This window comes from Actinopolymorpha sp. NPDC004070 (genome assembly GCF_040610475.1).
Classification (GTDB): domain Bacteria; phylum Actinomycetota; class Actinomycetes; order Propionibacteriales; family Actinopolymorphaceae; genus Actinopolymorpha.
Window position 1 is genome coordinate 12585 of the sequence record NZ_JBEXMJ010000015.1, and the last position, 13605, is coordinate 26189.

Below are 13605 nucleotides of genomic sequence, written 5' to 3' on the forward strand. Positions count from 1 at the left end.
CCGGGTGGCGACGGCCCTGGCTAGAGCAGGTTGGGCCGCTGCCCCTCGACGGTGTTGACCATCGAGTTGGCCGCCATCACGAGGTACGTCCACAGCTGGTGCTCGTGCTCGGGGTCCAGGCCCAGCTCGTCCAGGGCCGTCCGCATGTGCCGCAACCACCGGTCGCGGGCGTCCTCGGTCACCGCGAACGGTACGTGCCGCATCCGCAGCCGTGGGTGACCGCGCTGCTCGGAGTAGGTGCGGGGGCCGCCCCAGTACTGCTCGAGGAACATCCGCAGCCGCACCTCGGCGGCGGCGAGATCCTCCTCGGGGTAGAGCGCCCGCAGCTCCGGGTCGCTCGCCACCCCGGCGTAGAACCGGGCCACCAGCCGCTCGAAGGTCGGGTGGCCGCCCACGGCGTCGTAGAAGGTCTCACTCATCGCGTTCCATTGTGACAACAGGTGGCGGCGCGGCGGCCGCCAGGTGGCAGGCGACGTGATGAGCGTCCCGCTCGGCGCCCAGGATCGGCAGGGGAGTACGCAGGCACGACGGCGCCACCCCGGCGGCCTCGGACGCGCCGGAGGCCAGGGCGGGGCACCGCGGGTGGAACCGGCAGCCCACCGGGATCGAGGTGGCGTCCGGGGGCTCGCCGGACAGCACGATCGGCCCCGGCACCGGCGAGTCGGGCAGCACCGACACCAGCGCCCGGGTGTAGGGGTGGCGCGGGGCGGACAGGACCTCCTCGGTGGGCCCGGACTCCACGATCCGGCCGAGGTACATCACCGCCAGCCGGTCGGCGATGCTCCACGCCAGCCCCAGGTCATGGGTGACCACCAGCGCCGCCAGCCCGAACTCCTCCCGCAGCCGCAGCAGCAGCGCCAGGATCTCCCCCCGCACCGAGGCGTCCAGGGAGGCCACCGGCTCGTCGGCGATGATCACCTTCGGCTCGAGGACGAGCGCGCCGGCGATCACCACCCGCTGCCGCTGCCCGCCGGACAGCTCGTGGGGGTAGGCGAGGAAGAAGCGCTCGGCCGGGCGCAGCCCACACCGGGACAGCGCCTGCGCGACCCGGTCGCGTTCGTTGTCGGTGATCCCGTGGATGCGCAGGCCCTCCGCGACCGCCTCGTAGACGGTGTGCCGGGGGTTCAGCGCGCCGGTCGGGTCCTGCAGGACGAGCTGGACCGCTCGCCGGTACGTCTTGAGTCCGGCGCCGGAGGTGGCCATCGGCGCACCGGCGTAGCTGAGAGTGCCGGCGCTGGACTTCACCAGCCCGAGCATGGCCCGCGCCAACGTCGTCTTGCCGCAGCCGGACTCACCGGCCAGGGCGAGGATCTCCCCGGGCGCGAGGTCGAGGTCGACCCCGTCCACGGCCCGGGCCCGGCGGCCGCCGCGTACGCCGAAGTCGACGCACAGGCCGCGGGCGGACAGGATCGGCCCGGCCGGTCGCGCGATCGGGCGCGTGGCCGGCTGCTGGTCGGTCATCGCGTACTCCTCGAACGGTCGTCCGTCTCGTCGGCCCCGCCTGTGAGGGACCCCGGACACCCCTCGACGCGTACGCAGGCCGCCGCCCGCTCCGGCCCGGCCGGCCACAGCTCCACCGGCGTCGACGAGCACTCGGGGAGTACGACCGGGCAGCGCGGGTGGAACGGACAGCCGCTCGGGATGTCGGTCGGGTCCGGCGGATCGCCGCCCAGCCCGCGGGGGCGTCCACGCGAGGCGAGGTCGCCGACGGTGGGGAACGCCGAGGACAGCGCGCCGGCGTAGGGGTGCCGCGGGTCGGCGAAGACACTCCCGGCCGGGCCGAGCTCGACGATCTTTCCGGCGTACATCACCGCGAGCCGCCGGCAGTGCGCCGACAGCACCGACAGGTCGTGGCTGATCATCAGCAGGGCGATGTCGCGTTCGGCGACCAGCCGGCCGAGCAGCTCCAGCACCTGCGCCTGGATCATCACGTCCAGCGCCGTGGTCGCCTCGTCGGCGATGACCAGCCGGGGCGAGCAGGCCAGCGCCATGGCGATCATCACCCGCTGCCGCTGCCCGCCGGACAGCTCGTGCGGATAGCTGCGGGCCCGCCACGCCGGCAGCCCCACCTGGGTGAGCAGCTCCTCCGCGCGGCGCAGTGCCGCGGCCTCGCCGACGCGTTCGTGCACCAGGATGGGTTCGGCGACCTGCCGGCCGATCCGGTGGACGGGGTTCAGTGCGTGCATGGCGCCCTGGAAGACGATGGACGCCCCGGCCCAGCGGACCGCGCGCAGCTTCCCCCAGGACATGGCGAGTACGTCCTCGCCGTCGACCAGGACCTGTCCCTCGACCGTCGTACCGGCCGGCAGCAACCGCAGCATGGCCAGGGCGAGGCTGGACTTGCCACATCCGGACTCACCCGCGATGCCCAGCGTCTCACCCGGTGCCAAGGCGAGGTTGACACCACGGACGGCAGGGATGTCGCCGCGCGAACCGTGGTAGGTGACCGCCAGGTCGCGGATCTCCAGCAGCGACATCTACCGCCCCCGCAGTCTCGGGTTGAACACCGCTTCCAGCGCGCGCCCGCACAACGTGAAGCAGAGAACGACGACCAGGATGGCCAGGCCCGGGGTGAGGAGGTACCACCAAGCGCCGAACGTCACCGCGCCGGAGGAGTTGGCCCGGCTCAGCATGCTGCCCCAGGAGACCCGGGCGGGGTCGCCGAGCCCGAGGAAGGACAGCGTGGCCTCGGCCAGCACGGCGCTGGCGACCTCCAGGGTGGTGCTGGCCAGCACCAGCGGCATGACGTTCGGGAGCACGTGCCGGGTCATCTGGTGCCAGTGGCCGGCGCCGAGCGCACGGGCGCGTTCGAGGTACGGACGCGCCTCGACCGCCAGGGTCTGCGCCCGGATCAGCCGGGCGGTGCCCGGCCAGGACGTCACCCCGATCGCCACCACGATGGTGGTCAGGCTCGGCCCGAGCACGGCGGCCAGCGCGATCGCCAGCACCAGGCGCGGCAGCACGATGAACCAGTCGGTCACCCGCATCAGCAGGCCGGTGAACCAGCCGCCGAAGTGGCCGGCGGCGATGCCGACCAGGGTGCCGATCCCCATCGCCAGCAGGGTGGCCGTCACCCCGACGAGCAGGGAGATCCGCGCGCCCCACAGAGTGAGCAGCAGCACCGAGCGACCGGTCTCGTCGGTGCCGAGCGGGAACGCCGCGCTCGGCGGCTGCAGCCGGTCGCCGGTGGCCTGGGTCACGTCCAGCCCGGCGCTGTCGGTGATCAGGGGAGCGGCCAGGGCGAGCACGACGATGACCGCCATCCCGACCAGGCCGGCCATGCCGGCTGGCTGGCGGCGGTAACCGGCCCAGAACCGGAGCAGGGCGGCCTTGCGGCGTTCGCGTACGACCGATCGCACCGAGCGCAGCGCCCCGGCCTCGGCAGGCGCGGGTGTCCCGGCGGGTGTCCCGGTGTCGGGAGGTGTGGTCATGAGTGGCGCACCCTCGGGTCGAGGAACCGGTACACGACGTCGGCCGCAGTGTTGGCCAGGATCACCGCCGTGGAGAAGAACAGGAACGTCCCCTGCAGCAGCGGCAGGTCGGGGATGCGCAGTGCCTGGTAGGCGAGCAGCCCGAGCCCGGGCCAGCTGAACACCGTCTCGGTGAGGATCGCGCCGCCCACCACACCACCGAGTTGCAGGAAGACGAGGGTGACCGTGGGCAGCAGCGCGTTGGGTACGGCATGCCGGCGGCGTACGTCGTCGTCCCGCAGCCCCTTGGCGCGGGCGGTGACCAGATAGTCCGCGTCCTTCTCGTCCAGGATCGACGACCGCATCACCAGGACGTACTGCGCATAGATCACCGCGGTCATGGTGAGCACCGGCAGCACCAGGTGGTGCAGCGTGTCCAGCGCCTGCGGCCAGAAGCCGTCCGGGGTGTACGGGGAGACCATGCCGTTGACGGGGAACAGCCCGAGGTACCGGCCGAACGCCATGATGACGATCATCCCGAACCAGAACGTCGGCGCCGACCACAGCGTGAGCGACACACCCACCTGCACCTTGTCGAACCTGCTGCCCTGGCGCCAGCCGGCCCGGGTGCCGATCCACAGCCCGAGCGACACCGCCAGCACCAGAGCGGTGCCGGTGAGCAGCACCGTCGCGCCGAGCCGGGCGCCGATCAGCGAGGTGACCGGCTGTTGGTACTGGTAGGACTGGCCGAGGTCCCCGGTGAGCACGCCCTGCAGGTAGTGCACGAACTGCAGCGACAGCGGCTGGTCCAGGCCGAGCCGGTGCCGCAGGGCGGCGCGTTCGGCGGGCGTGGTCGGCACGTCCCGGGTCAGCGCGTCGACGGGATCGCCGCCGAGGACGCGGAACAGGAAGAACGCCGAGAACACCACCATCAGCAGCGACACCGCGGCGCCGCCCAGCTTGGCCAGGGCGTACTTCGCGAAGCCGCGGCCGGCAGCGGCCGAGCCACTGTGCCCGCCGCCGCTCGAAACGCTCGAACCGTCCGAACTCTTCGACGCGGCGCCCGGCGACTCCGCCACCAGCGAGGGATCCATGCTCATCCGTGCGGGCTACTCTCGCTCGTCGGCGGTCCGGCGGCGGCGCACCGCGACCAGTGCGGCGGCCGCGGCGACCACGACGACGACCGCACCGCCACCGAGGTAGAGGCCGGTCCGCGACTCCTTCTTCTCGGCCTTCACCACCGGCTTGGCCGAGACGAACGCCCAGTTGCCCTGCTGGCCGGAGATCATGCCCCGCTTCGCCGGCTGCTTGACGAAACCGGTCCAGCGGTCGCTGCGGTAGGCCTCCAGCGTGTCGGCGTACCTCAGTACGACAACCGGCGCCTGGGTGTAGAGGATCTGCTGCATCTGCTTGACGAGATCCGCCCGCTTGGCGAGGTCGCTCTCCTGCTTCTGCTGCTCGTGCAGCTTGTCGTAGGCGGGGTTGCAGTAGAAGGTCTCGGTGTCGCGCTGGGTGCCGGAGCCGTCGTCGGGGAGCACGCCGCACGTGTGCAGACTGAGGATCGACGTCGGGTCGGGCCCCACGCCCCAGCCGGAGAAGATGATGTCGTACTTCCCGAGGTAGAGCAGGTCGTTGAGCTTGGTGAAGTCGGCACTCTCGATCTTGGTGTCGATGCCGATCTGCTTCCACCAGCCCTTGAGGTACTCCGAGTCGGTGGCCTCCGACGGGGTGTCGGCGTGGTTGAGCAGCCGGAACTTCAGCGGCCGGCCGTTGCCCGGCATCCGCCGGATGCCGTCGGGGCCACGCTTGTAGCCCGCCTTGTCGAGTATGCGGTTGGCCTCGGCGATGTCGTACGTCACCTTCTCCGACCCGCTGGGCTGCCAGAAGTACGTACTGAAGATCGGCGGTATGTAGCTCACACCGGGCTGGGCGAGACCGTCGTTGACCTTCTTGATCAGCTCGTCCTTGTCGATGGCGTGGTGGATCGCCTGCCGCACCCGGGGGTCCCTCAGCGCCGGGTGCCCGTCGCCCAGCGTCTTGCCGTCCTTGGTGCGCGCGCCGACGTTGAACGTGATGGCGCTGAACCGGCGGTTCTGGGCCTGGTTGAGGGTGATCCCGGGCTTGTTCCGCAGCGCCTTGTACTGCGCGGGGGTGAGGCCGCTCACCAGGTCGACCTCACCGGCGAGCAGCGCCTGCACGCTCGCGTCGGGCGTCTTGTAGTAGCGGAAGACGAGTTCGTCGTAGGCGGGCGGGCCGTCCCAGTAGTTCTTGTTCGCCTTCAGCCGGATGTACTGGTCGGTCTTGAACTCCACCACCTGGAAGGGCCCGGAGCCGACCAGCGGGAAGTCGAAGTTCTTGAAGTCGCCGATGTTCTTCACCTTCGACCAGATGTGCTCGGGCACGATCGCGTTGTCGAGGGCGAGCATCTGGTTGGTCGGTCGCTTGAGCTTGATGACCAGGGTGGTGTCGTTCGGCGCGTCGACACTGGCGAAGTTCTCCACCAGGTCGGAGGAGGACGCCCGGGCCGCCTTGTCGGTCATCATCAGCCGGTAGGTGAACGCCGCGTCGTGCGCGGTCAGCGGCTTCCCGTCGGAGAACTTCACGCCCTTGCGGATCGTGTAGGTCCAGGTCAGGTGGTCCGCCGACTCCTCCCACTTCGTGGCCAGTCCCGGAATCGGCCTGAAGTCCTTCGCACTCCAGTCGATGAGCGAGTCGTAGGTCAGCCCTGCCACGGTGTAGCCGATCGCGAAGAACGACATGAACGGGTTGAACGTGTCCACCGACTGCGAGGCGGCCACGACCAGTTGCCTCGGCTGCTTGCTCGCCGGCGCCTCCTCGGCGTGCCCGACGCCGGCGGGGAGGCAGAGCGCGACCACGGCGAACAGCGCCGCCAGGACGGCGAGGGCTCTCTTCCGCGATCGGGTGGCTGTCGGCATGAGGGTCCTCCTGAGGCGGCCACGAGGTCCCGCGTACGGCCGGTGCGCGGGTCCACGAAGTGGGTGTCACGAACGCGATCCCACAAGAAAGTTGCTGCTGAGGTTTGTACCAGGCAGAAATCTGACGGAGATCGTCGACGAATGCTGGCGGTCGGTGGCACGCCAGGTCAAGGGTGGGTCCGCAGGTGGGACGAGCCGGTCGCAGGGCAGGATGGCGTGGTAGTACGAAACCACCCGAACGACCACCGAACGACCGGAGGATCCATGGCCACCACGCGTACGGCGAACGCCCACTGGGAGGGCTCCCTGATGGAGGGGGCCGGCCGAGTCTCGCTGGACTCGTCGGGCATCGGCACCTACGACGTCACCTGGGCGTCGCGAGCCGAGAACGCCGCCAGCGGCCGGACCAGCCCCGAGGAACTCATCGCCGCGGCGCACTCGACGTGCTACTCGATGGCGCTCTCGCACGGGCTCGCCCAGGCGGGCACGCCGCCGGAGAAGGTCGACACCAAGGCGGACGTGACGTTCCAGCCCGGTGAGGGCATCACCGGCATCCACCTGACCGTGCGCGCCAGCGTGCCCGGTCTGGACGCCGACGGGTTCGCGGCCGCGGCCGAGGGCGCGAAGGAGAACTGCCCGGTGTCGAAGGCGCTCGCCGGCACCAAGATCACCCTCGACGCCGCGCTGGTCTGAGCGTCGTACGAGCCTGTACGTCGTACCAGTCGTACGGCCTGAACGCCGTCTACTGGGACGGGCCGCACACCGGGACGGGCCGGCCGGGGGTCACACCCCGGCGGCCTGGCCCGGCTGGCCCGGCCAGATCGGCGCGGGCACCCGGATGCCCTTGGCGTCGAACAGCGCCTTCAGCCGCAGCCGCAGCTCCCGCTGGACCCCGAAGTGCTCGTTGGGCCGGGTCTTGCCGATCACCCGCAGGGTCAGCGCCGCGCCGTTGACCTCCTCGATCCCGACGACGTGCGGCGCCTCCAGGATCCGGTCGCGGAACTCGTCCTCGTCGCTGAGCGTGCGGGCGGTGTCGTTGATGAGCTCCTCGACCTGGGCGACGTCCTCGTCGTAGGCGACCGAGACGTCGAGGACCAGGCTGGACCAGCCCTGGCTCTTGTTGCCCACGCGGACGATCTCGCCGTTGCGCACGTGCCACAGCACACCGTCGCCGTCCCGCAGCCTGGTCACCCGCAGGCCGACGCCCTCCACGGTGCCGGTGGCCTGGCCCATGTCGATGACGTCGCCGACGCCGTACTGGTCCTCCAGCAGCATGAAGACACCGGAGATGAAGTCCTTGACGAGGTTCTGGGCGCCGAAGCCGATCGCGACGCCCACGACGCCGGCGCTGGCGATGATCGGCGCCATGTTGTAGCCGAGCTGCTGCAGCACCATCAAGGAGGTGACACCGAAGATCACCGCCGTGGCGATGCTCTTGAACAGCGATCCCAGCGCGTGCGCCCGCTGGGCCCGGCGCTCGTGGTAGAGCCCGCCGGGGTTGGACAGCAGCGCGGCCGCCTTCTGGCTGCCGAGGAAGTGCTTCGGCTTCGGCAGCCCGGCCGTCGTGCCGACCACCCGGTCGATCAGCCGGTTGAGGCCGAACCGGACGGCGACGGCCAGCACGATCAGCAATGCGATGTGCGCGGGCACGTCGGCGAGCTGGGTGAATCGCTCCCAGGTGAGTGCGAGGGACATCAGCGGGTTCCAGGTGGCGCGGGGACGTCGGACCGACTCGAGCCTAGGTGGGCACTCTCGGCGAGCCGTCACCAGCCCGTCTGGTCGCGGGGTCGCGCCGGTGTACGAGATGCACGGTTCGCCCCGGATCGTCGCTCCTCGGGTGCGGTGACGCGCCGGGTGAGGCGCGCGGTGATGTGGCCGGTGATGTCCCCTGGCCGTCAGGCGGCGGGGCACCCGCGCACGTGCGGGCGAGGGTGAGTACGGTTGTGGTCCGTGACGAAGGGTAGGGCGATGATCGGTCGGGCTTTGCCGCGTGTTCTCGTCGTGGGTTCGCTCGCGACCGTCGGTGCCGTCGGCTCGGCGGGCGTCGCGCTGGCGGGGACCCCCGACACCTGGACCAAGGAAACGCCGATGCCGATGCTGGAGGTGCTCGGCATCTACGCCGGCATCCCGATCGGGTTGTTCGCGCTGATCACCTTGCTGGTGCTGACTCCTTCGCTGATCCGCGGTTCGCGGGTGCAGCCCGGCGTCTCCTGGAGCGGCCAGCCGGAGTGGTTCGGTGACCGGCCGGGCGCCGAGGAGAGCGTCGAGGCCGACCGCACCGAGCGGTCCACGGGTGGCCCCGAGGGCCCCACCGGCGCCGGACGAGGGGGCGCGGGTGGCCAGTGGTGACACGCTCAGCTCGCGGGAGCGCGCCGACATCGAACGCGCGGTCCGCATCGCCGAGCAGCTGTCCGGCCTGAGCTTCTCCGTCTACGTAGGCCCCGCCGAGGTTCCCGCGCGGGAGTACGCCGAAAAGCTGCACGCCGAGCTCGCGGCCCCCGAACACAGCGTCCTGGTGTTGGTCGACCCTGGCCGGCGCCAGCTGGAGATCGTGACCGGCACCGAGGCCCGCAGATTCCTTCGCGACACCGACTGCCAGCTGGTGGTGCTGGGCATGAAGTCGGCGTTCGCCGACGGTGACCTGGTGGGTGGCCTGGTGTCTGGCATCCAGCAGCTCGGCGACCACGCCCGTCACCCCCGCACGGTGCACACCGACGAGCCGTAGGATCGCCTGAACCCCCGCAGTTGACCCAGCGAGGAGCCATCCCTGTGGTTGCCCCTGGCATGTCGATTCCCGCAGCCCTTGCTCCGCTGCCCGCCGGGTACGCCGAGTTGTACCGGCGGCTGTACCACGTGGTGGATGCCGACGAACGGATCCGGGCGATGTGGCTGTCCGGGTCGCTGGCCCGTGGTGACGCCGACGCCGGGTCGGACCTGGACGTCCTCCTCGCCGTACGCGACGACGACTTCGACGCCTTCGCCGGCTCCTGGCGGGAGTGGCTCGGGACCGTCACGCCGACGCTGATCGCCCGGGCGCTGCCGTTCGCCGCCGGCGCCTTCTACGTCACGACGGCCGACTGCCTGCGGCTGGACGTGGTGACCGAGCGGGTCTCCGGCCTGGGCGAGACGCCGCACCGCCACCGGCTGGCCGTCCTCGACCGCGACGGGCTGGACGCCACGGTGCCCGCGCCCGGGCCCGGCCGGGGTCCGGACACCGAGCAGATGGCCCGGCTGGTGGAGGAGTTCTTCCGGCAGCAGGCCATCTTCCCCGCGATGGTGGCGCGCGGCGACTGGCTGTGCGTCTGTGTCGGCGTTCAGCAGGCCCAGCAGATGCTGTACGACCTGTTCGTCCAAGCCAACCAGCCGCTGCCCCCGATGGGGATCAAGCGGTGGAGCGCGAAGCTCACTCCGGAACAACGCGCGGTGCTGGAGCGCCTGCCTGCTCCCTCTCCGAGCAACCCGGCCTCGGCGATCACCGCGATGCGGGCGACCGCGCTGGCCTGGCGGTTCGTCGGGAAGGCCACGCTGGTCGCGGCGGGGGTGCCGTGGCCGGCCGAGCTGGACCGCGCGGTCGGTGCGTACGTGGACCGCGAGGTCCCCTCGTTCCTCGCCGCGGCGTCCGCGCCGCCCGACGCCCGTCCGGGGTGACGCTTCCGGCCGCGGAGGCGGCCGTGCGGGAGACGTGAGGGGCCGGTGCCGGGATCACCCGGCACCGGCCCTTTCGTACTGCTCAGCCGCCCGAACCCTCAGCCCCACAAGGGTTCGGCGAGCGTCAACTCAGGCGTGCGCGTCGCGCTCCTGCGCCCGCAGCCCACGCTCGATGTCGGCGACACCCTCCTCGACCAGCCGCCGCACGGCTGGCACCGGCTGCTTCTCCTCCAGCCAGGCACGCACCCGGTCGACCGTGTCCTGCGTGGCCAGCTGACGCGGGAACAGCCCGATCAGGACGTACTGCGCCATCTCGTTGGCCTTGCGGTCCCAGACCCAGCCGGCCGCGTCGAGGTAGCGGTCGACGTACTCCGCGAGCAGCTCCTCCTGGGCGGGCTGCCAGAAGCCGCGGATGGTCCGGAACTGCGTCTGGTTGGGTACGTCGTCGCGGTCGACGGCGATCTCCCAGGCGCGGGCCTTCGCCTCCGCCGTGGGCAGCGAGGCCCGGGCTTGCGCGGCGGCCTCCTGGCCCTTGATGGTGGCGTCGCGTTCGAGCTCGGCGTCGATCCGGGCGTCGTCGATCGCGCCCAGCCGGGCGAGGTTCTGCACCAGCAGCCAGCGCAGCTCGGCGTCGACGGCCAGGCCGTCCAGGACGACCGCACCCTCGAGCAGGTCACCGAGGTAGCCGGCGTGCTCGTCGATGGCCGCCGACGCGAACGAGCGGACGAGCGCGAGCTGGTGGTCGCTGCCGGGTTCGGCGTCCTGGGCCAGCGCGAGCACGCCCGCGGCGAACGCCCGGCGCGCCTCCTCCCGCCGCTCCGGAGCGGTGTACATCTCCACCGCCGTGGCGGCGGTGCGCAGGAGCAGCTGGACGACGTTGATGTCCGGCTCCTTGCCGACCCCGCTCAGCACCAGCGCGAGGTAGTCGCGGGCGGCCAGCTCCGCGTCGCGCGTCATGTCCCACGCGGCGGTCCAGCACAGCGACCGGGGCAGGGAGTCGGTCAGGTCGCCGATGTGGTCGACGAGGGTGGAAAGCGACCGGTCGTCCAGCCGGATCTTGGCGTAGGTGAGGTCGTCGTCGTTGAGCAGAACGAGGTCCGGACGGCGGGCACCCACCAGTTGCGGCACCTCGGTGCGCTCGCCGACGACGTCCAGCTCCACCCGGTCACGGCGGACCAGGCCCTCGTCGGTGCGGTCGTACAGGCCGACCGCCACCCGGTGCGAGCGCAGCGTGGGCTGCTCGGCGATCGCGGACTGCAGCACCGCGAACGACCCGAAGTTCCCCTCGGCGTCCTCGTCGAACTCCGCGCGCAGCGTGTTGACCCCGGCCGTCTCCAGCCATTCCCGGCTCCAGGAGTCCAGGTCGCGGCCGCTGGTCTCCTCCAGCGCCTCCCGGAGGTCGTCGAGGGTGGCGTTGCGCCATTCGTAGGCCTTGAAGTAGTGCCGGAGCCCGGCGAAGAACTCATCCCGCCCGACCCAGGCCACCAGCTGCTTGAGGACGCTCGCGCCCTTGGCGTAGGTGATGCCGTCGAAGTTGACCTCGACGTCGGCCAGGTCGCGGATGTCGGCGGAGATCGGGTGCGTCGAGGGAAGCTGGTCCTGGCGGTAGGCCCAGGTCTTGTCGGTGTTGGCGAACGTCGTCCAGCCGTGCGACCAGCGGGTCGACTCGACCTGGCACAGCACGCTGGCGTACGTCGCGAACGACTCGTTCAGCCACAGGTCGTCCCACCAGCGCATGGTCACCAGGTCGCCGAACCACATGTGCGCCAGCTCGTGCAGGATCGTCACCGCCCGCGCCTCGTACGACGCGTCGGTGGTGCGGCTGCGGAAGAGGTACTCGTCGCGGATCGTCACGCAGCCGGCGTTCTCCATCGCGCCCATGTTGTACTCGGGCACGAACAGCTGGTCGTACTTCGCGAACGGGTAGGGGTAGTCGAACAGCTCCTCGAAGAACGCGAACCCGCGCTTGGTGACGTCGAAGATCTCCTCGGCGTCCAGGTGCTCGGCCAGCGAGGCGCGGCAGTAGACGTCCATCGGGATCTCGGCGTGCATACCGGTGTAGGTGTCGTGGACCACGTGGTAGGGCCCGGCAACCAGCGCGGTGATGTAGGTCGAGATCCGCGGGGTCGCGGCGAACCGCCACACCGACACGCCCTCGCCCGCGGCCTCCGGCTCGGGGCTGGGGGAGTTGGACACCACCCGCCAGGAGCTGGGCGCGGTGACGGTCAGCGCGAACGTGCCCTTCAGGTCCGGCTGCTCGAACGTCGCGTACATCCGGCGGGCGTCCGGCACCTCGAACTGCGTGTAGAGGTAGGCCTGCCCGTCCACCGGGTCGAAGAAGCGGTGCAGTCCCTCACCGGTGTTCATGTACGCGGCGTCGGCGACAACCCGCAGCTCGTTGTCGGCGGCGAGGTCGGTCAGCGTGATCCGGGAGCCGTCGTACACGTCGGCGGGATCCAGCGAACGGCCGTTGAGGGTGATCTCGCGGACCGTGGGGGCGATCAGGTCGACGAACGTGCTCGCCCCGGACTCGGTGCTGGTGAAGCGGAGCACCGTCGTGGACGAGTACGTCCTGGCCTGCTGGTCGGTGGCGGTGGTCAGGTCGAGGTGTACGTCGTAACCGTCGACCGACAGGAGACGGGCGCGCTCACGGGCCTCGTCGCGGGTGAGGTTCGTGCCTGGCATGCCGGCCATCCTTCCACGCGCGGCCCGGAGGCGGCGACCGAGATCGGGCAGGTGGCGCGCGGTCGCGGCGTTCGGGGAATGCCGCCGGGGCGGGGCGGGTTGGATTCGTTCGGGGCCGATCGTCGCCCGTGAACGGCGCGTCGCCCGTGAACGGCACGGCGCCGTGACCGGCCGAACACCGTGAGCGGCAGAACACGAGGAGGAGCAGGTATGGCCGAGCAGCTCGAGACCGCTGATTTCTGGTTCGACCCGATCTGTCCGTGGGCGTGGATCACGTCCCGCTGGATGCTCGAGGTCGAGCAGGTACGGCCGGTGCGGACCCGCTGGCACGTGATGAGCCTGGCCGTCCTGAACTCCGGGCGGGACCTGTCCGAGGACTACAAGAAGTCCATGGACAGCGCCTGGGGACCGGTGCGGATCGCGATCGCGGCGGCGCAGCGGGCCGAGCAGGAGGGCGCCGACGTGAACGTGGTGCTCGGCCGGCTCTACACCGAGCTCGGCACCCGCTTCCACCACGAGAAGAAGCCGCGCGAGCGTGCGACGTACGAGGAAGCGCTGGCGGCCGCCGGGCTGCCGGCCGAACTCGTCGAGGCCGCCGGGTCCACCGACTACGACGAGGCACTGCGCAAGAGCCACGCCGAGGGCATGGACCAGGTGGGGTACGAGGTCGGCACGCCGGTGATCAGCGTGGCCGGCTCGGCCTTCTTCGGTCCGGTCGTCTCGCCGATTCCGCGCGGTGAGGACGCCGGGAAGCTGTGGGACGGCGTACGGCTGGTCGCCGGGACCGACGGTTTCTTCGAGCTGAAGCGCAGCCGTACCCGCGGACCGGTCTTCGACTGACCTTCGGCCGAGTTCCGACTGGTCTTCGACTGGTCCGGTTGGAGCCTCCCGGGGCCCTGGGCGTCCGAGCGCAGGCCAGGGCCCCG

At 71.1% G+C, this 13605-nt stretch carries 13 protein-coding genes; 5 read left to right on the top strand and 8 right to left on the bottom strand.

The genetic code is table 11. The annotated features are described in order from the left end of the window. Positions 1–20: 20 nt before the first annotated feature. The 6 genes from ABZV93_RS24350 to ABZV93_RS24375 are packed head-to-tail and all read right to left on the bottom strand — an operon-like array spanning position 21 to position 6346. The gene (locus ABZV93_RS24350) at positions 21–419 is read right to left on the bottom strand and encodes a globin (RefSeq protein ID WP_354940038.1); all 399 of its coding nucleotides are present in this window, start codon (positions 417–419) and stop codon (positions 21–23) included. After that, positions 412–1461 (bottom strand): ABC transporter ATP-binding protein, encoded by a 1050-nt coding sequence (locus ABZV93_RS24355; protein WP_354940041.1) that lies wholly within the window; start codon positions 1459–1461, stop codon positions 412–414. The genes ABZV93_RS24350 and ABZV93_RS24355 overlap by 8 nt, the downstream gene beginning before the upstream one ends. Continuing rightward, entirely contained in the window at positions 1458–2477 is a 1020-nt protein-coding gene (locus tag ABZV93_RS24360; RefSeq protein WP_354940044.1) for an ABC transporter ATP-binding protein, read from the bottom strand. Before ABZV93_RS24360 ends, ABZV93_RS24355 begins: the two co-directional genes overlap by 4 nt. Further along, positions 2478–3431, bottom strand: a complete 954-nt coding sequence (locus ABZV93_RS24365) for an ABC transporter permease (protein ID WP_354940047.1) — start codon at positions 3429–3431, stop codon at positions 2478–2480. It abuts the gene before it with no gap. Further along, positions 3428–4510, bottom strand: coding sequence for an ABC transporter permease (locus ABZV93_RS24370; RefSeq protein ID WP_354940050.1), 1083 nt, complete (start codon positions 4508–4510; stop codon positions 3428–3430). The genes ABZV93_RS24365 and ABZV93_RS24370 overlap by 4 nt, the downstream gene beginning before the upstream one ends. Positions 4511–4519: 9 nt before the next feature. After that, the gene (locus ABZV93_RS24375) at positions 4520–6346 is read right to left on the bottom strand and encodes an ABC transporter substrate-binding protein (RefSeq protein WP_354940053.1); all 1827 of its coding nucleotides are present in this window, start codon (positions 6344–6346) and stop codon (positions 4520–4522) included. Between the two features lie 264 nt (positions 6347–6610). Between ABZV93_RS24375 and ABZV93_RS24380 the strand changes: the two genes are divergently transcribed. Beyond that, on the top strand, positions 6611–7039 hold the full coding sequence (locus tag ABZV93_RS24380) for an OsmC family protein (RefSeq protein WP_354940055.1): 429 nt from the start codon (positions 6611–6613) through the stop codon (positions 7037–7039). Positions 7040–7129: 90 nt separating this feature from the next. On the opposite strand, the gene ABZV93_RS24385 is transcribed toward ABZV93_RS24380, so the two are convergent. Next, positions 7130–8041, bottom strand: coding sequence for a mechanosensitive ion channel family protein (locus tag ABZV93_RS24385; RefSeq protein WP_354940058.1), 912 nt, complete (start codon positions 8039–8041; stop codon positions 7130–7132). A gap of 255 nt (positions 8042–8296) precedes the next feature. Between ABZV93_RS24385 and ABZV93_RS24390 the strand changes: the two genes are divergently transcribed. From ABZV93_RS24390 to ABZV93_RS24400, 3 genes are read left to right on the top strand one after another with little or no spacing between them, the layout of a single operon-like run. Then, complete coding sequence (locus ABZV93_RS24390) at positions 8297–8695, top strand: hypothetical protein (protein WP_354940061.1); 399 nt, start codon at positions 8297–8299, stop codon at positions 8693–8695. Next, positions 8682–9071, top strand: a complete 390-nt coding sequence (locus ABZV93_RS24395) for a DUF5130 family protein (RefSeq protein ID WP_354940063.1) — start codon at positions 8682–8684, stop codon at positions 9069–9071. Before ABZV93_RS24390 ends, ABZV93_RS24395 begins: the two co-directional genes overlap by 14 nt. Positions 9072–9130: 59 nt before the next feature. Next, positions 9131–9994: a nucleotidyltransferase domain-containing protein gene (locus ABZV93_RS24400; RefSeq protein WP_354940066.1), complete on the top strand. Its 864-nt coding sequence runs from the start codon at positions 9131–9133 to the stop codon at positions 9992–9994. Positions 9995–10123: 129 nt separating this feature from the next. Here the strand turns inward: ABZV93_RS24400 and pepN are convergent, their stop codons facing one another. Beyond that, positions 10124–12679, bottom strand: coding sequence for an aminopeptidase N (gene pepN / locus ABZV93_RS24405; protein ID WP_354940069.1), 2556 nt, complete (start codon positions 12677–12679; stop codon positions 10124–10126). A gap of 210 nt (positions 12680–12889) precedes the next feature. Between pepN and ABZV93_RS24410 the strand changes: the two genes are divergently transcribed. Beyond that, a complete protein-coding gene (locus ABZV93_RS24410) occupies positions 12890–13519 on the top strand; it encodes a DsbA family protein (protein WP_354940072.1) in 630 nt (209 codons plus the stop codon). The last annotated feature ends 86 nt before the right edge of the window (positions 13520–13605 follow it).